Source organism: Bradyrhizobium sp. 33ap4 (genome assembly GCF_032654765.1).
Classification (GTDB): Bacteria; Pseudomonadota; Alphaproteobacteria; order Rhizobiales; family Xanthobacteraceae; genus Bradyrhizobium; species Bradyrhizobium australafricanum.
Genome location: NZ_JAUMTJ010000013.1, coordinates 137,073 through 156,755, shown reverse-complemented (window position 1 = coordinate 156,755; position 19,683 = coordinate 137,073). Strand labels below are relative to the sequence as shown.

At 66.3% G+C, this 19,683-nt stretch carries 18 protein-coding genes; 10 read left to right on the top strand and 8 right to left on the bottom strand.

Features of this window, described 5'->3' with window-relative positions; translation table 11 throughout:
- Nucleotides 1-271: 271 nt before the first annotated feature.
- A complete protein-coding gene (locus tag Q2M23_RS12625; protein WP_316395769.1) occupies nucleotides 272-1,714 on the bottom strand; it encodes a short-chain fatty acyl-CoA regulator family protein in 1,443 nt (480 codons plus the stop codon).
- A gap of 426 nt (nucleotides 1,715-2,140) precedes the next feature.
- Here Q2M23_RS12625 and Q2M23_RS12620 point away from each other — a divergent pair, with 426 nt between their 5' ends.
- The 3 genes from Q2M23_RS12620 to Q2M23_RS12610 all read left to right on the top strand — a co-directional run bounded on the left by Q2M23_RS12620 (nucleotide 2,141) and on the right by Q2M23_RS12610 (nucleotide 3,904).
- The gene (locus Q2M23_RS12620; protein ID WP_016839740.1) at nucleotides 2,141-2,350 is read left to right on the top strand and encodes a hypothetical protein; all 210 of its coding nucleotides are present in this window, start codon (nucleotides 2,141-2,143) and stop codon (nucleotides 2,348-2,350) included.
- A gap of 210 nt (nucleotides 2,351-2,560) precedes the next feature.
- Complete coding sequence (locus tag Q2M23_RS12615; RefSeq protein ID WP_057016972.1) at nucleotides 2,561-3,136, top strand: hypothetical protein; 576 nt, start codon at nucleotides 2,561-2,563, stop codon at nucleotides 3,134-3,136.
- A 21-nt stretch (nucleotides 3,137-3,157) separates the two neighbouring features.
- Nucleotides 3,158-3,904 (top strand): glycine-rich domain-containing protein, encoded by a 747-nt coding sequence (locus tag Q2M23_RS12610; RefSeq protein WP_141340522.1) that lies wholly within the window; start codon nucleotides 3,158-3,160, stop codon nucleotides 3,902-3,904.
- On the opposite strand, the gene Q2M23_RS12605 is transcribed toward Q2M23_RS12610, so the two are convergent.
- The gene (locus tag Q2M23_RS12605) at nucleotides 3,901-4,788 is read right to left on the bottom strand and encodes a metallophosphoesterase family protein (RefSeq protein WP_076830260.1); all 888 of its coding nucleotides are present in this window, start codon (nucleotides 4,786-4,788) and stop codon (nucleotides 3,901-3,903) included. The genes Q2M23_RS12610 and Q2M23_RS12605 overlap by 4 nt on opposite strands.
- Nucleotides 4,789-4,935: 147 nt before the next feature.
- On the opposite strand from Q2M23_RS12605, the gene Q2M23_RS12600 reads away from it, so the two are divergent.
- The 3 genes from Q2M23_RS12600 to Q2M23_RS12590 all read left to right on the top strand — a co-directional run bounded on the left by Q2M23_RS12600 (nucleotide 4,936) and on the right by Q2M23_RS12590 (nucleotide 6,407).
- Entirely contained in the window at nucleotides 4,936-5,424 is a 489-nt protein-coding gene (locus tag Q2M23_RS12600; RefSeq protein WP_016839736.1) for an NUDIX domain-containing protein, read from the top strand.
- A 39-nt stretch (nucleotides 5,425-5,463) separates the two neighbouring features.
- On the top strand, nucleotides 5,464-5,976 hold the full coding sequence (locus tag Q2M23_RS12595; protein WP_057016974.1) for a GNAT family N-acetyltransferase: 513 nt from the start codon (nucleotides 5,464-5,466) through the stop codon (nucleotides 5,974-5,976).
- A gap of 113 nt (nucleotides 5,977-6,089) precedes the next feature.
- Nucleotides 6,090-6,407, top strand: coding sequence for an EthD family reductase (locus tag Q2M23_RS12590; RefSeq protein WP_016839733.1), 318 nt, complete (start codon nucleotides 6,090-6,092; stop codon nucleotides 6,405-6,407).
- Between the two features lie 175 nt (nucleotides 6,408-6,582).
- Here the strand turns inward: Q2M23_RS12590 and Q2M23_RS12585 are convergent, their stop codons facing one another.
- The 6 genes from Q2M23_RS12585 to Q2M23_RS12560 all read right to left on the bottom strand — a co-directional run bounded on the left by Q2M23_RS12585 (nucleotide 6,583) and on the right by Q2M23_RS12560 (nucleotide 16,600).
- Nucleotides 6,583-8,952, bottom strand: coding sequence for a TonB-dependent receptor (locus Q2M23_RS12585; RefSeq protein ID WP_057016975.1), 2,370 nt, complete (start codon nucleotides 8,950-8,952; stop codon nucleotides 6,583-6,585).
- A gap of 122 nt (nucleotides 8,953-9,074) precedes the next feature.
- The gene (locus tag Q2M23_RS12580; RefSeq protein WP_168855849.1) at nucleotides 9,075-9,497 is read right to left on the bottom strand and encodes a DUF2946 family protein; all 423 of its coding nucleotides are present in this window, start codon (nucleotides 9,495-9,497) and stop codon (nucleotides 9,075-9,077) included.
- A 163-nt stretch (nucleotides 9,498-9,660) separates the two neighbouring features.
- Nucleotides 9,661-11,724 (bottom strand): hypothetical protein, encoded by a 2,064-nt coding sequence (locus Q2M23_RS12575; protein WP_057016977.1) that lies wholly within the window; start codon nucleotides 11,722-11,724, stop codon nucleotides 9,661-9,663.
- A 120-nt stretch (nucleotides 11,725-11,844) separates the two neighbouring features.
- Entirely contained in the window at nucleotides 11,845-14,655 is a 2,811-nt protein-coding gene (locus tag Q2M23_RS12570) for a DUF4159 domain-containing protein (protein ID WP_076830466.1), read from the bottom strand.
- A complete protein-coding gene (locus tag Q2M23_RS12565; RefSeq protein WP_316395768.1) occupies nucleotides 14,655-15,596 on the bottom strand; it encodes a DUF58 domain-containing protein in 942 nt (313 codons plus the stop codon). The genes Q2M23_RS12570 and Q2M23_RS12565 overlap by 1 nt, the downstream gene beginning before the upstream one ends.
- Nucleotides 15,596-16,600, bottom strand: coding sequence for an AAA family ATPase (locus tag Q2M23_RS12560; protein ID WP_038386028.1), 1,005 nt, complete (start codon nucleotides 16,598-16,600; stop codon nucleotides 15,596-15,598). Before Q2M23_RS12560 ends, Q2M23_RS12565 begins: the two co-directional genes overlap by 1 nt.
- A gap of 241 nt (nucleotides 16,601-16,841) precedes the next feature.
- On the opposite strand from Q2M23_RS12560, the gene Q2M23_RS12555 reads away from it, so the two are divergent.
- The 4 genes from Q2M23_RS12555 to Q2M23_RS12540 are packed head-to-tail and all read left to right on the top strand — an operon-like array spanning nucleotide 16,842 to nucleotide 19,664.
- Entirely contained in the window at nucleotides 16,842-17,483 is a 642-nt protein-coding gene (locus Q2M23_RS12555; RefSeq protein ID WP_057016979.1) for a DUF1285 domain-containing protein, read from the top strand.
- Between the two features lie 32 nt (nucleotides 17,484-17,515).
- Nucleotides 17,516-18,151 (top strand): CoA pyrophosphatase, encoded by a 636-nt coding sequence (locus Q2M23_RS12550; protein ID WP_371852161.1) that lies wholly within the window; start codon nucleotides 17,516-17,518, stop codon nucleotides 18,149-18,151.
- Nucleotides 18,148-18,411: a DUF6111 family protein gene (locus Q2M23_RS12545; protein WP_057016980.1), complete on the top strand. Its 264-nt coding sequence runs from the start codon at nucleotides 18,148-18,150 to the stop codon at nucleotides 18,409-18,411. Before Q2M23_RS12550 ends, Q2M23_RS12545 begins: the two co-directional genes overlap by 4 nt.
- On the top strand, nucleotides 18,408-19,664 hold the full coding sequence (locus Q2M23_RS12540) for a CCA tRNA nucleotidyltransferase (RefSeq protein WP_316395767.1): 1,257 nt from the start codon (nucleotides 18,408-18,410) through the stop codon (nucleotides 19,662-19,664). Before Q2M23_RS12545 ends, Q2M23_RS12540 begins: the two co-directional genes overlap by 4 nt.
- The last annotated feature ends 19 nt before the right edge of the window (nucleotides 19,665-19,683 follow it).

The following is a 19,683-nucleotide window of genomic DNA, read 5'->3' as shown; positions in this document are numbered from 1 at the left end:
CCCAAGGCCGCCTCCCAAAAAGAAGCCTTGAATCTGATTTGCTCTCAAAAGGGAATCCTTAGAGTCCACACCACCTAGCGCACGTCGTCCTCGGTCGAATCCTCCTCCGTTTTCGGCGGCCAGGCGCCGCGCCGGACCAGCGCCTCGTGCAGGAGATGTGCACGCCGTTCGTCGCACCCGATGGCTGCAAGGTGGTCGAAGGTGCGATCAGCAAGGACGGCTGGTGCAAGGCCTTTGCCGCGGTGGATTGATCGGTGGATTGATCCTTGGCTCACAACTCCCGCGCATTCGAGAACGCGAACGAGGACACGCGCCGCGTGGTCTCGTCCAGGATCAGGGTGCGTGTGATCGGCGGCTCGGCGCGCTGGCTGCAATTCTCGCGCTCGCAAAGCCGGCAGTTGACGCCGATCGGGGTACCCTCGACCTTTTCCAGATCCATGCCGGTGGCATAGACGAGCTTGGCCGCATGCCGGATCTCGCAGCCGAGCCCGATCGCAAAGCGCGGCTGCGGCTGCGGGTAGGGCGCCACCGGCCGGCGCACCATCTGCGCGATCGAGAAGTAGCGCGTGCCGTCCGGCAATTCGATCACCTGGCTGAGCAGGCGATCCGGCATGTCGAAGGTCGAGTGCACGTTCCAGAGCGGGCAGGTGCCGCCGAACTTGGAGAACGGAAAGGTGCCCGAGGAGAACCGCTTCGACACGTTGCCGGCATTGTCGACGCGGAGCAGGAAGAACGGCACGCCGCGCGCGTTCGGCCGTTGCAGCGTGGTGAGGCGGTGGCAGACCTGCTCGAAGCCGGCGTTGAAGCGCTGCGCCAGCACATGGACGTCGTAGCTCAAGGCTTCGGCTGCGGAATGAAACGCCTGATAAGGCATCATCGCGGCGGCTGCGAAGTAATTGGCGAGCGTGATGCGGTAGAGCCGGCGCGCGGTGTCGTCGAGCGGACCGGCACGGCTGACGATGGCGTCGATCGAAGCGCCGCACTCGACAAAGCCGATCTGCAGCGCAAGCTGGAAGCTGCGGCCGGAGCTGTCGACCAGTTCGGAGATCAAGAGCTGCCGGCGATGCCGATCGAAACGGCGCAGCGTCTCGCGCATCACGTCGACCGGCATCACGCGAGTCAAAATCGAATGTTTTTCGCGGAGGCGCGTGGTCTGCGCCGTAAACAGGCCTTCGGTCGGCACGTTGAGCTCGTCGCGCAAATTCTCCGCGGCGGTCTCGAGCTCCGGAAAATAGTTGCGGTTGGCTTCGATCAGGTCGCGCACCCGCTCGATCGGATTGGCGTCGAATTGCGAGCCTTCGCGGTCGGCCATCTGCGCCGCCACCAGCGTCTCGCCGCGGCGCGCCTCGGTGTAGGCGGCGTAGAGCCGCTGCAGCGCGTGCGTCACGCCGGGGCAGAGTTCGGCGAGGTCCCGCAGCTCCTGCTTCGGCAGGTCGATCTGGCGGAACAGGGGATCGGAGAAGATCTCGTTGAGTTCCGCGAAGAAGCGGTCCTCGTCGGCGGTGGCGAGGTCGCGCAAGTCGAGGTCGTAGGTCTCGGCCAGCCGCAGCAGGATCTGCGCCGTCACCGGGCGCTGGTTGCGCTCGATCAGGTTGATGTAGGAGGGCGAGATGCCGAGCCCCTCGGCGATCTGGGTCTGCGACAGCCCCAATTGCTGGCGGATCCGCCGGAAGCGCGGACCGACGAACAGCTTCTTTCCGGATTCACCGGGCACGGGTTGGTCTCGCTTGCCGCAGCAAATTCTGACCGCCTCGCCCCGCGCGCGGGGAGAGGCCGGATCGCATCGCTAGATGCGAGCCGGGTGAGGGGGACCCTCCGCGAGTCTCGCTGCGGAGACAGCCCCTCACCCCAACCCTCTCCCCGTAAGAACGGGGAGAGGGAGAAGAAAAACCGGCGGGCATGGCAGGCTTCCTGACCTATTATGTGACAAAATTTACAAGTCGACATTTATTACAAGTTCAGATGTTACATGACATCACCAATAAAAAACAAGGCATCTGTACGAACTTCGCGTTTTCGCGTTTATCTCCTGACACGCAATTCGCAATGCTCTGTCAAGAATGTCGATATGAGTAGATTGCGGAGATCAAGGTGCAGGCGGCTGGGCAAAGGCAGCCCGATTTTTTGAAGGAGACTGACGATGAGCAAGGGCAGCAATTTCTGGGTGATCGGCGGAGAGTTCGGGTCGATGAACTTCCACAAGCTCGTCGAAGGCTCGGCCCAGGTCCGCGGTCCGTTCAAGACCCGCAAGGAAGCCGAAGAGTGCTGGAAGGAAGTTTCGGAAGAGAGCCGCCACAAGGCCGGCGTGCGCTTCTCCATCGTCGAGGAGCCGTCGCGGGTTTCGGCCTGAGCGCCAGAATTTTCAGAGCTAAGAAAACGTCCAAGGACGGCGGCCCCATCCGGTTCATCCGGGTGGGGTCGACCGCTTTTGGGACAGCGTCAGGTCTTTGATCTGGGGATAAGTGGCGGCCTAAGTGCTTGGGAACCAACGCCCTTTGCGGACATCTTGGTTGCTGATAGGTTAATGCGCAGGAAACCCGTCACCACGAGACCGCAAGGCATGTCCGATCCGCAGAACACCGGCAGCGAGGCGCGCGAGATGCGGCCGACGCTGCGAGAGGCGTTGCGACGGGCGCGGATCGAGGCGGCCGATCGCACCGGTGTCGTCGTCGAGTTGCGCGACGCCGAGGTGGCGCGGCTCGAGATCCTCAACGATGCGCTCGATCCGCTGTTCGCGCAGGTGCCGGACAAGGTCGATCTGTTCGACCGCGGCATCAGCCAGGGCGAGACGCCGCGGCTGTGGATCGACGTCGTCGCGCATGTGCTGATGGGGCGCGACAAGCGGATCTACCGCTTCGTGCAGGACACGAGGTTCGGCCGCATCGTGCTCGCCGAATCGCATGACGTGGCCGCGATCGTCGATGCCGTCACCGACTATGTCGCGCGCCGCCTGATCGAGCGCGAGCATGCGATGGTGGCAACGCCGCTTCCGGTTGCCGAGCCGCCGGCGCCGCCGCCCGTCCCGGTGGTGACGCCGAGGCGCCGCGGCGGGATCGGCATGTTCGTGTTCGGCTTCGTCATGGGCGCGCTCGCGCTGTTCGGTCTCGCGCTGTATGCGAGCTTGCAAAACTTCTAGCCGCTCAAGGGGCGGGGCATCGTGGTCATAACACCCGCCTCGGCATTTTTCGGCGTCCTGGCGGCGGCCGCGGTGGTCGGCAGCGCCGTGCTGTTCGGCAAGTGGCAAACGTTGCGGCGTGCCGAATACATCCGCACCTTTCACTGGCCGGCGGGCCTGTTGGCGCGGCTCGAGAAGCGTCACCCCGGCTTTACCCGCAAGGACAGCGCGCTGGTCTCGCGCGGCCTGCGGCAGTTCTTCCTCGCCTATCTGATGAGCGGCAAGCGTTACGTCTCGATGCCCTCGCAAGCGGCCGACGACCTCTGGCACGAATTCATCCTCTACACCCGCGAATACGACGCGTTCTGCCGCCGCGCCTTCGGCGGCTTCCTGCATCACACCCCCGCGGTCGTCCTGGTGAAGGAGCGGCGCAGGAGCAATGAGGGGCTGCGCCGGGTCTGGTGGTACTGCTGCAAATACGAGAACATCGATCCGGTCAGGCCGACCCGGCTGCCGCTGCTGTTCGCGCTCGACGCCAAGCTGAACATCGCGAACGGCTTCATCTATCACACCGACTGCGAGGCGCTGCGCCGCAGCGGCATCGGTGGCAGCAGTCCCTATTGCGGCGGCGATTTCTCCGACTCCTCGATCGACGGATCGTCAGCCGGCTTCGGCGATGCCGGCAGCGACGGGAGTGGCGGCGGCGATGGCGGTGACGGCGGTGGTGGTGGCGGCGACAGCGGAGGCGGCTGCGGCGGTGGGTGTGGCGGCGGCGGGGGCGGCGATTAGGAAAGTCGTGCTTGCTTCAATTCGCGAATGCCGGCGTGCTCGCCGAGCCCGCGCACGGTCTGCTCGCAGCGCCACGCATTGCCGTCACGCTCGATCGTGAACAAATTGTAGGCCGCCGCCGGATAGTGCTTGCGCGCCAGCGCCGATGCCGACGGCACGCCGATCGCCGGGATCTTCCGCTCCGGGCCGTCGAACCACATCGTCGAATGGATGTGGTCGTGGCCATGCAGCACCAGCTCGACGCCGTGGCGCCTGAGCAGCGCCAGCAGTTGATGCGAATCGGTCAGCCGCTTGGCGCGGCCGTCGGAGTGCAGCGGGTGATGCACCAGGAGGACGCGGAAGGCGTCCTCCCGCGACAGCTGCGCGAGAATCGCATCGAGCGCATCGAGCTGAGGATGGCCGAGCCAGCCGGTCGCCATCAGCGGCGGGGTCGGCACCGCCGAGGAGACGCCGATCAGCGCCAGCGGCCCGCGGCGACGCACGAACGGAAAATGCGTTGCCGCGCCGTCGGCGTCGCCGCGCAGATAGTCGCCGAAGTGACTGACGAAGCGATGCCGGGTCGCGCGCACATAGGCGTCGTGGTTGCCGGGGACCACGGTGACGTCGGCAGGCGAACCTACCCCCTCCAGCCATTGCCGGGCCGGATTGAACTCGGCATCCAGTGCCAGATTGACCAGGTCGCCGGTCACGGCAATGTGGTCCGGCTGCTGCGCCTGCATGTCCGACACCAGCGCGTCGAGCACGTCGCGGCGGTGATATTTGTGACGGTTGCGCGTCCAGTTCAGATAGCCGAAGGCGCGCTTGCCGGCGAGATCGCGCAGCCGCGCCGCCGGCAGCGGCGGCAGATGCGGGTCCGACAGATGCGCGAGGCGGAACGCCGCCATCATGCGATTCCCTTCGGATTGTCCGCGAAAAGTGGCCGGCAGCGGGTCATGTCGTGCTATCCCGAACGTCCTGCCCTGTATTGGCAAGAGCTGCGCAGGCGCGCAAGGATCAAAGCACGGATCAAACACCATGATGTCGAGGGTTCAGTGACGGTCCTGCTCGATTTACGCAAGCGCTACGAGCCGCAGATCAGATGGGTGTTTCATTTCTACTGGCGGCTCGTCCGCAGCATGACGCTCGGGGTCCGTGCCGTCGTGCTCGATGCCGACAACAGGGTGTTCCTGGTCAAGCACAGCTACGTCCATGGCTGGTATCTGCCTGGCGGCGGGGTCGAGGTCGGCGAAAGTTTTATCGAGTCGCTGCGGCGCGAATTGGAGGAGGAGGGGCGGATCGAGCTCAAGGGCGAGCCGGTGCTGCACGGCATCTTCCACAACAGCCACGTCTCGCCGCGCGATCATGTCGCGGTCTACGTCGTCAGGAACTACCGGCAGGACCGCCTGCCGGAGCCGAATCGCGAGATCGTGGCCTGCGGCTTCTTCGATCCGGCTGATCTGCCTGACGAGACCACCCCGGGCACGCGGCTGCGGATCGCGGAGGTGCTCGAGGGCAAGCCGCCGACGGCGACATGGCGGTGATGGACCGCGCCCGCGCCAGATGCTATCCCGCGCCCCACAATGACCGAATTGTCCCTGACCATCCTGCCCGAGACCCCGAAAGACGCCCAGGCGATCGAGCGTCTGCACGAGCGCACCTTCGGGCCTGGCCGCTTCGTGCTCAGTGCCTACCGGCTGCGCGAGCATGTCGATCATTTGCTCGATGTCTCCTTCACGGCGCGGATCGGCACGCTGCTGGTCGGCTCGGTGCGCCAGCTGCCGGTCACGATCGGCGATACGCCGGCCCTGATGCTTGGGCCGTTGACGGTCGAGCCGCCGTTCCGCAGCCGCGGCGTCGGCCGTGCGCTGCTCGAGCGTGCGATCAACGACGCCCGCGCCAAGGGCCATCGGCTGATCGTGCTGGTCGGCGACGAGCCGTACTACGCGCGGGTCGGCTTCAAGCCGGTCCCGAAGGGGCGGATGACCATGCCCGGCCCGGTCGATTACAGTCGCCTGCTTGTCATGGAACTGGTCGACGGCGCGGCCGAGGGCGTGTCCGGGCCAATCCTGCCGGACTGGAGCAAGGCAATCTGACATCCGCGCGAGCGGTGCCGGAACGGTTGCGCACCATCGGAAACTGAAGCACAGTTGAGGCAAGCGCCGGGACAAGACCGGCGCATGTCATATCAACAGGGAGAGTGCGCGCCATGATCAAAGTCAGTGTGATGTATCCGAACAATCCAGGCGCACGCTTTGATCACGACTATTATCGCGACAAGCACATGCCGCTGGTGAAGGCGCGCCTTGGCGACGCGTGCAAATACTACACCGTCGACAAGGGTCTCGCCGGCGGCGCACCGGGGCAACCCGCAACCTATGTCGGAATGTGCCACATCTTCTGCGACTCGGTTGAGGCCTTCGCGGCCGGCATGGGCAAGCACGCCCAGGAGATCATGGGCGATATCCCGAACTACACCGATCTGCAGCCGGTGATCCAGATCAGCGAAGTCGTCGTCGGCCACTGATCGTCCAGACCGAGCAGGTTACGCGGCTCCCCTCAGAGACGCTCGTAGCCCGGATGAAGCGAAGCGAAATCCGGGATCAGTCTCACCGCGGGAGCAGTCTCCCGGATTGCGCTGCGCTCCATCCGGGCTACGCGATAAATCCCTCTGCCGCTGGCGGCAGAGGGATGACCTTGGCTCAGAACTTCAGATTGGCGAACGCCCGTATGCCGAGGCCCGGCATCAGCACCTCGTCCTTGGTATAAGAAACGGAGTTGCGGATGTTCTGGTTGAGCAGGTTGTTGCCGACCAGACCAAGCGTCATCTCGCGTGCGCCGATCCATGACGAATTCAGCTTGGTGTTGTAGGTGATCTCCGCGTTGAGGAGATTGTAGCCCGCGGTCGGGGTCTCGCCGATGACAGCGATGTCGTTCTGCGCGAAGGCGTGCACCAGATTGATGCGGGTCAGCCAGTTGCTGTCGCGCCAATAGAAGCCGCCGCCAAGCCGCACCGGTGGAATCCGCGGCACGTTGGTGCCGTCGGTGAAGGTCGCGCGCACCACGTCGAACTGGTTCTCGATGCCCCAGATGCCGCCGTTGAGCGGGCCGATGTCGAGCTGGCTCTGGAATTCGGCGCCGCGGAAGATCGCGTCGCGCTGCGAGTAGCGCGCCTGGTTCAGTTCGAGGCCGGGGCCGAGCTGGCACGCGCTCTCGTCACACGTGTTGCCCGTCAACCGGCGGAATATGAAGCCGTCGAACCTGGTGTAGTAGCCGGTGAGTTCGAACCGCAGCGGTCCGGTCGCCCGCCGTAGTCCGATCTCGATCGATTTTGCGGTTTCGATGCCGAGATTGGGATTGCCGATGTCGAACGTGGCAGTCGCATCGTGTGGGCCGCGCGAGAAGAGCTCGGCCGGTTTCGGCGCGCGTTCGACGTATTGGGCGGTCGCGCTTGCTACCAGATCCCACGGCAGATTCTGGATCAAGCCGATGCTGCCGCTCTTGGGTGTGAAACTGGGATTTTGCGGTGTCGCTGGACCGATGCTTGCGGGGTCGGTGGCCACGTCGAACACGGGGGGAATGAAGGCCGGCGTTGTGCCGGAAAGATCGACGTGTTCGATCCGCCCGGCAATCTGTGCTTTGGTGGTGTCGGTGAACTTCAGCTCGTTGAACACGTAACCGGCGACCCTGTTGTTCTTGTTGGGGTCCCATAATCCGTTGAGCGGGCTGGTCGGATCGTCCGGACTCGGGGCGGTCAGCTCCTGGTGCCCACCCTGCAGGCCGAATGCCGTGGTCACGGTGGCGAAGCGCGCGTTGAACGGCATCATCTGCACCTCGACGCGCGCCTCCTGCTCCTTGCTGGTGAAGGTCTGTCTCACGCCGTCGCTCAATGGATCGGCCGGATCGGCAAGGCCAATCTCGTTGTGGCGATAGTCGGTCGCGCCGACCCAGAACCGCACGGCGTCGATCGCCGCGGCATCGGGCCGGTACTCGCCCTTGACCGCGATCTTGGTCTGGTGCGCGTCGATCCGGGTCTGGTGATCCGCGCCGTCGATACCGGGGATGTGGTAGAGCGAGTCGTTCTGGGTGATCGCCGCGCCGATAAAGCCGCCCTGGAAGAAATAGGAGGCGCCGACTGACGCGCCGTCCGACTGCGTCGCGGAGTTCGGCTGGCGTCCATTAAACGGCTGGCCCGGGACGAACAGATAAGGGTAGCTCGGAATGCTGTAGTCGCTGGTGGTGCGGCCATAGACGTCGGCATGCACGGCGACATTGTTGCCGCCGGCGTCCAGCAGCATGCCGCCGTCGACGCCGCGATTGACCGAGCTAACCGACGTGCGGGTCTCGACATTGAGGCAACCCGGGCCGCCGGCATCGGCCAGCGGCGCCTTCACCGGCAGCCCGTAGGATTGGAACGGCGCCGCCGTGCAGGTCGGCATCGCATCGGGGATGCGGTTGTTGGTGGCGCTCACTACGCCGCCGATCGAGGTCGAGCCGTAACGCAGCGCGGCCGGGCCGCGCACCACCTCGATCTGATTGGTCGAGAGCGGATCGATCGGCACGAAATGGTCTTCGCCAAGATCCGAGGCGCCGCCACCGCCGAGACCATTCTCGACAATGCCGACGCGGTTGACGTCGAGGCCGCGGATAATCGGCCGGCTGGATGCGCCGGGGGCGAAGCTCGAGCCGGTGATGCCGGGCTTCGAGAACAGCAGATCGCCGAGCGTGGCGGCGCCGGAGCGCCGCAGTTCCTCGTTCGGGATCACGGTGACGGTGGCGAACTGATCGGTGACGACGGGCAGCACGCCCTGCTGCGGTGCTGGCGCCGCCGCTGCGGGCGCCGGTTGTACCGCGGCGGCGCGTTCGCGGCTGCGGCTCGGCGCAGCCCGAGCAACACGGGTCGGCGTGCGCGTCGGCGCAGTCCGGTGCCGCTGGATCGGGCTCGGCGCCGTCACGGTGATGTCAGGCAGTTGCGTCGGCGTCTCCTGGGCCAGCGCGCCGCTACTCATTGCGCCCAGCAATAGCCAGCTCGCGCTCCCGATGTGGAATGCTCGTTTCTTCTGAAGTGTCATTGTCCCGATCCAAGTCCCGATCCAGGGCCCGTCGAAATGACGGATCGATCCCGATTTGCCCCGCTGGAGCAGGCCGCATGTGACGCGGCCGTCCGCTCAGGGCGTGCAGCAACCAGTCGATGTCAGGACAGGGGAGGGGCGCGGGAATGAAAGGCCGCAGGCGCCGACTTCAGATGGAGGAATTCGGCATTGGTGGTTCGGAACAGAAGCTCGACGGCTTCCGGCAGCAACAGCACCGGCGGCGCCGTGAACAGCATGCTGCTCGCGAGCGAGATGACGGCGCAGATTGCGCAATTGTCGGCCGGATGCCGGTCGTTGTCTTGCTTGGCGGGCGGCTCGGTCCCGGTCACCTGGACCGCGAGGTCCGGCGTCGCCGAGGTCCCGATATAGGCGAGATCGATCAGCGACAGCCCGGTCTGAACTGCGGGCGCCGCTTGCGCGGCCGCGATCGGATGGAAATGCCCGAACGACAGCATGAACTGGACGGCGAGCGCGAACAGCGCCAGCCGCGAGCCAGTCTTGATGTGTCGCCGGAACCACTGCATGCCGATAACGCCCGCCCAATCGGGAGCGCGTCAACACCCCAGCGCCCCGATGTTACATTATAACATCGGATGGCATCCGCGATGTCAACCGGCGTTCAGACAATCCGTGTCGATGCATTGCCTGTGTGTGCTTGATGCAACGCAGACGTGAGCCCGGCCGGACTCAGCGTCCCTCGCGCAGCCATGTTGCCGCGAATGCGCCGAGCAACAGCAGCAGGCCAACCAGGCCGGCGAACATCGGCAGCACGCCGACACCCTTCACGACGCTGGCGTCGCGCATCTTGACGCCGAGCCAGCCGTCGCCGCGGAAGATCGAGGAGGAGCGTACCGGCACGACGCGCGGCATGTCGACGCTCGAACCGTCGACGATGCGCCGGGCGTCGCCGCCGGTTGCCTGCGCCAGCGGCTTCAGCATGTCGGTGGTCGAGGTGACCTCCGAGAATTCCTTCGGGTTGGTCGGCCCGACATTGATTAGCGCCTTCAGCGTGCCGTCGGTGGCCTGCCACAGGCCGAGTTCGTTGGCGGGCAGCGTCGCGCGCCACTCGCCGGGATCGCCGGCGGTGAGCGTCAGTTCATGCGTGGTGCCGCTCGGCGACGTCACGGTGACCGGCGACACGGTGTCGGCCATGGTCTGGCGGACCACCATGAGATCCTTGCCCTGCACCTGCATGCGCAGCGCCTCTTCATCGAGGTCGGGCTGCTTCATCAGCCAGTGCGACACCCGCCGCAACAAATCGAGATGCGGGCCGCCGCCCTCGTAGCCGCGCGCCCACAGCCAGATGTGGTCCGAGAGCAGCAGCGCGACGCGGCCTTCGCCGAAGCGCGACAGCAGCAGCAGCGGCTTGCCGTCGGCTCCGGTCATGACCGGCGGATTGATCGCGTTGCGGGTATCGACGGTGCGGAAGAACCGGCTCCAATGCGGCGGCTCGGCATTCGAGCCTTCCAGCCCGCGCGTCACCGGATGGCGCTTACCGGCATCGCTCAGATGCGCGTAGAACGGCTTCTCGGTCACGCCGACCGGTTCGGCCGGCAGCACGGAGTCCAGCGGCGTGCGCCAGATGCTGGTGGTCGAGGCGTAGTCGGGACCGGCGGACACCAGCACCGCGCCGCCGGCGCGGACATAGCGCGCGATGTTGTCGAAATAGGCGATCGGCAGCACGCCCTGGCGGGCGTAGCGGTCGAAGATGATCAGCTGGAATTCGTTGATCTTCTGCTGGAACAGCTCGCGGGTCGGAAACGCGATCAGCGACAGCTCGTTGATCGGCGTGCCGTCCTGCTTCTCCGGCGGACGCAGAATGGTGAAGTGCACGAGATCGACGCTGGGGTCGGACTTCAAGAGGTTGCGCCAGGTGCGTTCACCGGAATGTGGCTCGCCGGAAACCAGCAGCACGCGCAGCTTGTCGCGCACGCCGTCGATCGCGACCACGGCGCGGTTGTTGACCGGCGTCAGCTCGTTCTCGAGCGGCGAGGCCTCGATCTCGACGATGTTGGGCCCGGCGTGCTTGATGTCGATGTCGACGCTCGAGGTCTGGCCGCTGGTCAGCGTGCGCTCGTTGATCACTTCGCCGTCGCGGCGGATCGTGACCTTGGCGCGCTCGCCGGTGACGCCCTGGTCGTCGAGCCGGAAGGTGATGGTCTGGGTCTGGCCGACGATGCCGAAGCGCGGCGCGGCGGTGATCGCGATGCGGCGGTCGCGCTCGTCCTTGCGGCCGGTGATCAGCGCGTGCACCGGCGCCTGGAAGCCGAGCGCCTGGGCGTTGGCGGGAATGTCGTGCACGCGGCCATCGGTGATCATGAAGGCGCCGGCGACGCGCTCGACCGGAACGTCCGACAGCGCCGACGTCAGCGCGCCGAACAGCTTCGTTCCGTCGGTCTCGCCATCGGCCTGACCGGCCTCGACGACGCGGACCTCGAGGCCCTTGATCTGCTTCAGGCTGTCGACCAGCGCCTGCCGCGCCTTGTCGGTCTCCTGGTTGCGCGTGCCGAAATTCTGGCTCGGGCTCTTGTCGACCACGACGGCAGCGACCGAGGACAGCGGCTCGCGGTCCTCGCGGGTGAAGGAGGGATTGGCCAGTGCCAGCAGGATCAGCGCCAGCGCCGCGACCCGCACCGCGGCGCCCCGCGCGCGCGACACAAGCAGCAGCACGGCAATGACGACGATCGCGCCGAGCGCGAGCCACAGCACGAGCGAAGGAACCAGCGGTGTGAACGCGATGCCGTAGTTCATGACGTCACTCCGTCATTCCGGGGCGATGCGAAAGCATCGAACCCGGAATCTCGAGATTCCGGGTCTGGTCCTTCGGACCATCCCGGAATGACGGTGTTGGCAGCTGAAGCACTTGCATCTCTATTGTCCCAGCCGCTCGATCAAGGCAGGCGCGTGCACCTGGTCGGCCTTGTAGTTGCCGGTCAGCGTGTACATCACGATGTTGACGCCGGCGCGGAAGGCAAATTCGCGCTGGCGCGGCTCGCCCGGCGTCAGCGGCAGCATCGGCTGGCCGTCGGGGCGGATCGCCCAGGCGCCGGCGAGGTCGTTCGACGTGATGATGATCGGCGAGACGCCGTCGCCGCCGCGCGCCGGGCGCTGCGCAGCCTCGTCGTCGTCCTCGCGCGGCAGCGCCTCGACCCAGGTCTGACCGGAGTTGAAGCGGCCGGGGAAGTCGCGCAGCAGATAGAACGTCTTGGTCAGCACGTGCTCGCGCGGCACCGGCTCGAGCTCGGGCACGTCGAGGGTCGACAGCAATTCGCGCAGCGTCTGCATGCCGGGCGTTTGCGATGAGCCGCTGTCCCCCGGCGGCGCTTCGACGGCGTCACGGGTATCGAAGATGACCGTGCCGCCCTGCTTCATGTAGGCGTCGATCTTGTTGATGGCGTCCTGCGGCGGCTTCGGCGCGCCCGGCACGATCGGCCAGTAGATCAGGGGGAAGAACGTCAGCTCGTCGCGCGCGGGATCGATGCCGACGGGATCGCCGGCTTCCAGCGCGGTGCGCTGTCCGAGGAACAGCGTCAGTCCGGACATCCCCGCCTTGACGATGGAATCGACGTCGGCATTGCCGGTCACGACGTAGGCCAGCCGCGTCTGCGACACCGCCTTGATGGCGAAGTCGTCGCTGCTGGCGTTCTGCGCGCGGCTCGGCGAGGGCACCATCGTGGTCGCAAGGATGAAGGCCAACGCGAGCACGGCCGGTGCCGCGCGCCGCCGGATCAGCGCGGCAAGGCCGCCGCCGAGCATGGCCACCACGATCGCATCGAGCAGGAACAGCGCCAGCGCCGTCGACAGCATGATGCCGCGCAAATCGCGCGGCTCGGCGTTGGTGTAGCTCGCACGCGTCGCGCGCAGAGCCGAGGTGTCGAGCGGCGCGATGCGATCGGCGGAGGCGAGCGTGTTGACCGCGATCGGGCTCTCGGCAGTGCCGTAGAAGCCGGGCGGATGGTCGGCCGTGCCGCGATCGCGATAGTCCGCCGACATCGGCTTGGCGCTCGAGGGCGGCGGGCCGAAGACGCCGAAGCCGTCGAGCGTGCGCAGCGGCGCAACCGTCTCGGCATTGGGATCGCTGGCGACGCCCGGGCCGGGCTTCGAGGTATAGCCGGACATGTCGATCAGCCGGCGCAGCATCTCGACGAAGGTGCCGGACATCGGCAGATCCGACCAGCGCATGTCAGCGCCGACATGGAACAGGCTGACAACGCCCTTGCCGCGACGCTCGCCGGTGACCAGCGGCGTGCCGTCCTCCAGCGAGGCCCAGCTCTTGGTCGAGAGCACGGCGTCGGGCTCGGCCAGCACCTGGCGGTTGACGGTGATGTCCTTCGGCACGGTGAGGCCCGAGAACGGGCCATCGGCGGCGAACGAGGCCATGTGCTGCGGCTTCTCCCAGGTCAGGCTGCCGCCGAGCGTGCGTCCGCCGCGGCGGAGCTTGACGGGAACGAGGTCGTCATCGGCCTGGGCGAGGCGCGGACCTGCGAAGCGCACCAGCACGCCGCCTTGCTCGATCCAGGCATTGAGCCGGTCGCGAATCTCTGGCGATAGCGTGCCCACGTCGGCCATCACGATCATCGGCAGCCGCTGGTCGAGGAATTGCCCGATCACCTGCTGCGGCGCGCCGCGATCGCCGAGCCTGACATCGGCGAATGGCGACAGCGCCCGGGAGAGATAGAAGGTCGACGCCAACAGCGGCTGCGCGGTGTCGTTACTCGCACCCGAGACCACGCCGATGGCGCGGCGGCGCCAGCGCCGGTCGAGCAGCTGCACGGCGCCGGCCGAATGCTCGCCGGAGATTTCGAGCCGTGCGATGTCGTTGCGCAATTCGACCGGAAGATCGAAGGCGGCTTCGGTCTCGCGATCCTGCGGTCCGAATGTGTAGCGCGCCTCGCCGATCGGCGATCCCTTGGCGTCGACCGCGCGCACCGTTCCCGCCGCGATGCCGCTCTCGGTGCGCAGCACCTTCACCGTCATCTTGGCGGCGGCGTTCTCGGCCGCGACCAGCGCCTGCGCCGACTGCGCACCGCCCGCATAGATCGTCAGATTGCGGCTCTCGATCACCTTGCCGAGCCCCTCGGTGAATTCGCTGCCGCGTCCGGTGTCGACGCCGTCGGACAGCCAGGCGATGTCGCAGTCGCCGGTCGACTTGAGGAAACGTCCAAGCGCGCCGAGAGTTTCAACCCGATCGACCGAGTAGGGCTTCGGCGCGAGCTGGCGCAGCGCGACGCGCGCGGCGCCGGCCGGCATCAGTGTGATGTCGCGCGCGGGCTCGGACAGCGGCACCAGCGCGACGCCGCGGCGGTCGCTGTCGGCGTTGGCGATCAGTTCGTCCGCGGCCCTGATCCGCGCATCCCAGCTCGAGGCCGCGCTCCAGCCGTCGTCGAGCAGGATCACCAGCGGCAATTTGCCGGCGGCAACGCCGGTCTGTGGATTCCAGATCGGGCCGGCGGCTGCGAAGATGACGAGCGCGGCGGCGGCGAGCCGCAGCAGCGTCAGCCACCATGGCGTGCGCGACGGTGTCTCCTCCCTCGGCGCGATGTCGAACAATAGCCGCGTCGGCGGGAATTCGATCCGGCGCGGCCGCGGCGGCATCACGCGCAACAGCCACCACAGCACCGGCAGGCTGACCAGCCCCAGCAGCAGCAGCGGTTCGGCAAAGGAGAGGGGGAGGCCTGCGATCATGCGCTGCGTCCCGCCTTGACTATTGAGCGGCCGCCGCCCTTGCTCACCATCATGCCGGCATGCAGGAACAACAGCAGCTCGGCAGCGGAGCGGCTGGTGGTATGGGTCGAGAACAGCCAGTCGAGCCGATTGGTCTCGCCGCGGATCTGGTCGCGATGCAGCGCGACCCGGGCGACATAATGACTCGCCCAGCTCTCGGCGCGGCCCGCGGTGATGACGCTGCCGATCTCCGGTTCGACGAATTCGACGCGCCCGGAATAGGGGAAGGTCTCTTCGGCGGGATCGACGACCTGGATCATGGTGCCGTGCGCGCCGGAGGAGGAAAGCCCGGCCAGCATCGTCGTGATCTCTGTGATTGGCGACCAGAAATCCGACAACACGACGACTTCGGCCAGCGACGACGGCACGAAGGACGGCGGCAGGCTCGCGCGCGTCTTCTCGTCGTGCAACATCGCTTCCGCCATCTTGTCGATCACGTTGAGGCTTGCCGTCGGATTCAGCAGGCCGGGAATGCCGACGCGTTCTCCGCCCGCAACGAGCAACTCGGCGAGCGCGAAGGCTACGATCAGTCCGCGCTCCAGCTTGCTGTCGCGCGCCTCGCGCGAGGCAAAGGCCATCGACGGCGAGCGGTCGGGCCAGATCCACACCGTGTGCGCGGCTTCCCACTCCTGCTCGCGGACATAGAGATGGTCGTCGCGTGCCGAGCGGCGCCAGTCGACGCGCTGCGACGGCTCGCCGGAGACGAAGCGGCGGTATTGCCAGAAATTCTCGCCCGAGCCGGCGCGGCGGCGGCCGTGCAGGCCATGGATGACGTTGGCAGCGACACGGCGGGCCTCAAGCACCAGACGCGGCAGCGATGCGGCGAGCGTTCGGCTTTCGCCATCGGCACGTCGAACCGCAAGGATCTCCTCGTTGTGGTGCCTGTTGTCTGCGGCCATCAACCGATCCGGGTCTTCAGTTGCTTGATCACGTCGGGAATGGTGCGACCCTCGGCGCGCGCCGAGAACGTCAGCGCCATGCGGTGCTTGAGCACGGGCTCGGCGAGATCGAGCACGTCGTCGATCGACGGCGCGAGTCTCCCGTCGAGCAATGCACGGGCGCGCACCGCGAGCATCAAGGCCTGGCTGGCGCGCGGACCCGGGCCCCATGCGATCAGCTTGCCGGCCTCGCCGCCCTCGGTGCCGGGACGCGCGGCGCGGACCAGCGTCAGGATCGCCTCGACCACGGAATCACCGACCGGCAGCCGCCGCACCAGGCGTTGCGCGGTGAGCAACGTCTCGGCGTCCATCGACGGCTTGGCCGCGGCCTCTTCGGCGCCGGTGGTTTCGAACAGGATGCGCCGCTCGGCGTCGCGATCGGGATAGTCGACGTCGATTTCCATCAGGAAGCGGTCGAGCTGCGCCTCGGGCAGCGGATAGGTGCCTTCCTGCTCCAGCGGGTTCTGTGTCGCGAGCACGTGGAACGGCTTTGGCAAATCATGCCGCGCGCCGGCAATGGTGATGTGCTGCTCCTGCATGGCTTGCAGCAGCGCCGACTGGGTGCGCGGGCTGGCGCGGTTGATCTCGTCGGCCATCAGCAGTTGCGCGAACACGGGACCTGCGATGAAGCGGAACGAACGCTTGCCGGCCGAGCTCTCGTCGAGCACTTCGGCGCCGAGAATGTCCGACGGCATCAGGTCGGGGGTGAACTGAATGCGCTTGGCATCGAGGCCGAGCGTGACGCCGAGGGTCTCGACCAGCTTGGTCTTGGCGAGGCCGGGCACGCCGATCAACAGCGCGTGGCCGCCCGACAGAATCGTCACCAGGGTGTTTTCGATCACCTGCTCCTGGCCGAAGATCACGGTGGAGACCGCTTCCTTGGCGGCCTTGATCTGGCCCGCGACCTGCTCGGCCGAACGGACGATCACATCCTCCAGTTTCTCGACGCTGTCTGCACCAGCCATTCGATCCGCTCCTTCTTGACGATGCGCGCACATCGGCGCGTCGTCATCATCTGTCGTCATCTCGGCCCTCATGCTAAACCTGAGCGAAGGCCATGTATTCGTTGAATTAAACTATCCCCACCTTATCGGTGTTTCAGGGTATGAACGGCATCACGATGTGGCGAGAATGACATCCCGACCACATCTCAGGATATGTGCACCAAACGTGCCAGATTGAAGGTAGGAAACTTTAAGGCAAACAATGGCGAAGCAAGGGCAGAGCGATTCCGGCAGGGAAACTACGGGCCTCGGGAGCAAGGGTCTCGAAGGGCTCACCACGGCCGCCAATCAAGCTGCGACATCGGGTTCGGCCGGACGCAAGGGTCTGCCGCCGGTTCACCTGTGGAATCCGCCATTCTGCGGCGATCTCGACATGCGAATCGCGCCTGACGGCACCTGGTTCTACATGGGAACGCCGATCGGCCGCCCCGCGCTGGTGCGGTTGTTCTCCACGATCCTGAAGCGCGAGGACGGCAAGCACTTTCTCGTGACACCGGTGGAGAAGGTCGGCATCCGCGTCGATGACGCGCCGTTCCTTGCCGTGGAAATGCAGGCCGGGGAAGACGCGCGCGGCCGCCTGCTCAGGTTCCGCACCAATGTCGACGATTGGGTCGATTGCGAGAAAGGCCACGGCCTCAGATTCGAGGCGGCCGAGGACGGCGGATTGACGCCCTATCTGCACGTCCGCGCCGATTTGTGGGCCAAGGTCACCCGCGCGCTCTATTACGATCTGGTTGACATGGGCGAGCAGCGGATGGTCGATGGTCAGGAGATGTTCGGCATCGAGTCCGGCGGCGAGTTCTTCGCGATGGCCGATGCCAGTCAGGTGAGGGACGCACTTTGAACGAGCCGTTGCTGAAGGTGGAGCCGGCGACGATCAGCTCGACGGAATTCTTCGCGCGGGCCCGCACGCGGCTCACTTTCGATGTGCCGCCGGGCCTGGTCGATCCGCATATCATTCCGCGCACCGGAGATTCCGGCAACGACCGCATGCTCGAGATCGTGGCGCAGGAGCAGCCGGTGCGGCCGGCCGCGGTGCTGATCCCGGTGGTCGATCACCCCGAGCCGACCGTGCTGTTGACGCAGCGCTCGCCCAATCTGTCGAGCCATGCCGGCCAGATCTCGTTTCCCGGCGGCAAGATCGACGCCACCGACGCCTCGCCGCTCGATGCCGCGCTGCGCGAGGCCTGCGAGGAGGTCGGACTGAAGCGGGAATTCATCGACCCGGTCGGCTATCTCGACCTTTATGGCACCGCGTTCGGCTTCCGCATCCTGCCGACGGTCGCCAAGGTGAAGCCGGGATTCACGCTTGCGATCAACGAGGCGGAGGTGGTCGATGCGTTCGAGGTGCCGCTCGCCTTCTTGATGAATCCCGAGAATCATCAGATCCACACCAAGGAATTCCGCGGCATGGACCGGTCCTATTACGCGATGCCGTTCGCCGAGCGCTACATCTGGGGCGCGACCGCGGGCATCCTGCGCGTGCTGTATGAGCGGATCTATCTGTCATGATCCGCACGGTATTGACCGAGATCGGAATCTTTCTGGTCCCCTTCGCGGTCTATGCCATCTTCCTCATCGCGACGCGGTCCGGCGTGACGCTGCCGGCGTCATGGCCGCTCGACATGATCGCAAAGCTGACGCTGGTGGCGCTGGTGATGGTCATCGTGAGCTTCGTGCTGCTGGCCGAATTGACTGGCGCGCCGCCGAATTCGATCTACGTTCCAGCCCATATCGAGAACGGCAAGCTGGTGCCGGGAGTTGAGAAATGAGCGAGGTGCGCCTGTTGTCCGACGCGCCATGGCTCGCTTCCGGGCCCGCGGCGCGCGTGCTCGACCTGCTCAATGCCGACGGCGAGGAAGCGCGGGTGATCGGCGGGGCCGTGCGCAACGCCTTGATGCAGATTCCACTCGCCGACATCGACATCGCCACCACGGCGCTACCGGAGGAGGTGATCCGCCGCGCCAAGCGGGCGGGCATCAAGAGCGTGCCGACCGGCATCGAGCACGGCACGGTGACCTTGGTCGTCGACAGCCAGCCCTTCGAGGTGACGACGCTGCGCGAGGATACCGAGACCTATGGCCGCAAGGCCAGGGTGGCGTTCGGTCGCGACTGGTTGCGTGACGCCGAGCGGCGCGACTTCACCATCAACGGCCTGTCGGTCGACGCTTCGGGCGTCGTGCACGATCACGTCGGCGGCCTCGCCGACATCGAGGCGAGGAGCGTGCGCTTTATCGGCGATCCCGCGCAGCGGATTGCCGAGGACTATCTGCGCATCCTGCGCTTCTTCCGTTTCCACGCCGCCTACGGCGCGGGCGAGGTCGATCGCGCCGGCTATCTCGCCTGCATCGGCGGGCGCGCCGGTTTGAGCGGCCTGTCGGCCGAGCGGATCCGCATGGAGATGCTCAAGCTCGTGGTCACGAACGGCGCCGCAAGTGCAATGGTCGCGATGGGTGACGGTGGTTTGCTGCAGCCGCTGTTCGGCGGCATCGCCTATACTGGACCGTTCGCGGCGATGATCGAGATCGAGCGGCTGATGAAGCTCGCGCCGAGCGCGATGCGAAGGCTCGCCGCGCTGACGGTCGCCGTGACCGAGGACGCGCGGCGTATCGCCAGCCGGCTGCGGCTCTCCAACGCCGAGGCCAAGGCGCTCGATTCGATGGGCCATCGCTGGTGGCGCTTGCCCGGCATGGACGAGGCGCATGCCAGGCGCAGGCTGTACCGGCTCGACGAGGAGCCGTATCGCGACCGGGTGCTATTGGCCTGGGCGCGCACCGGCGCGGGCCAGGATGTCGATCAATGGCGCGCGCTCGCCACGCTGCCGGAGCGCTGGCGCGCGCCGCACTTTCCGTTGCGGGCGTCGGATTTCATCGCGCGCGGCATTGCCGAGGGACCGGCACTCGGACATGTCCTGACCCTGGCGGAGGATGCCTGGTTGGCCGCGGACTTTCCGCTGGAGCCGAAGATACTGTCTGATATCGCCGACCAGACCGCGGCCCGTTTCACCCGCGACCATCGGCTTTGAATTTCCTCTGAGTTTTCTT

Bases quoted from the DNA above. Each gene is read 5' to 3' on its own strand.
- Q2M23_RS12620 (WP_016839740.1), top strand. From the start codon at position 2,141: ATGAGCAAGGGCAGCAATTTCTGGGTGATCGGCGGAGAGTTCGGGTCG.
- Q2M23_RS12615 (WP_057016972.1), top strand. From the start codon at position 2,561: ATGTCCGATCCGCAGAACACCGGCAGCGAGGCGCGCGAGATGCGGCCG.
- Q2M23_RS12605 (WP_076830260.1), bottom strand. From the start codon at position 4,788: ATGGCGGCGTTCCGCCTCGCGCATCTGTCGGACCCGCATCTGCCGCCG.
- Q2M23_RS12595 (WP_057016974.1), top strand. From the start codon at position 5,464: ATGACCGAATTGTCCCTGACCATCCTGCCCGAGACCCCGAAAGACGCC.
- Q2M23_RS12590 (WP_016839733.1), top strand. From the start codon at position 6,090: ATGATCAAAGTCAGTGTGATGTATCCGAACAATCCAGGCGCACGCTTT.
- Q2M23_RS12585 (WP_057016975.1), bottom strand. From the start codon at position 8,952: ATGACACTTCAGAAGAAACGAGCATTCCACATCGGGAGCGCGAGCTGG.
- Q2M23_RS12580 (WP_168855849.1), bottom strand. From the start codon at position 9,497: ATGCAGTGGTTCCGGCGACACATCAAGACTGGCTCGCGGCTGGCGCTG.
- Q2M23_RS12575 (WP_057016977.1), bottom strand. From the start codon at position 11,724: ATGAACTACGGCATCGCGTTCACACCGCTGGTTCCTTCGCTCGTGCTG.
- Q2M23_RS12565 (WP_316395768.1), bottom strand. From the start codon at position 15,596: ATGGCCGCAGACAACAGGCACCACAACGAGGAGATCCTTGCGGTTCGA.
- Q2M23_RS12560 (WP_038386028.1), bottom strand. From the start codon at position 16,600: ATGGCTGGTGCAGACAGCGTCGAGAAACTGGAGGATGTGATCGTCCGT.
- Q2M23_RS12555 (WP_057016979.1), top strand. From the start codon at position 16,842: ATGGCGAAGCAAGGGCAGAGCGATTCCGGCAGGGAAACTACGGGCCTC.
- Q2M23_RS12545 (WP_057016980.1), top strand. From the start codon at position 18,148: ATGATCCGCACGGTATTGACCGAGATCGGAATCTTTCTGGTCCCCTTC.
- Q2M23_RS12540 (WP_316395767.1), top strand. From the start codon at position 18,408: ATGAGCGAGGTGCGCCTGTTGTCCGACGCGCCATGGCTCGCTTCCGGG.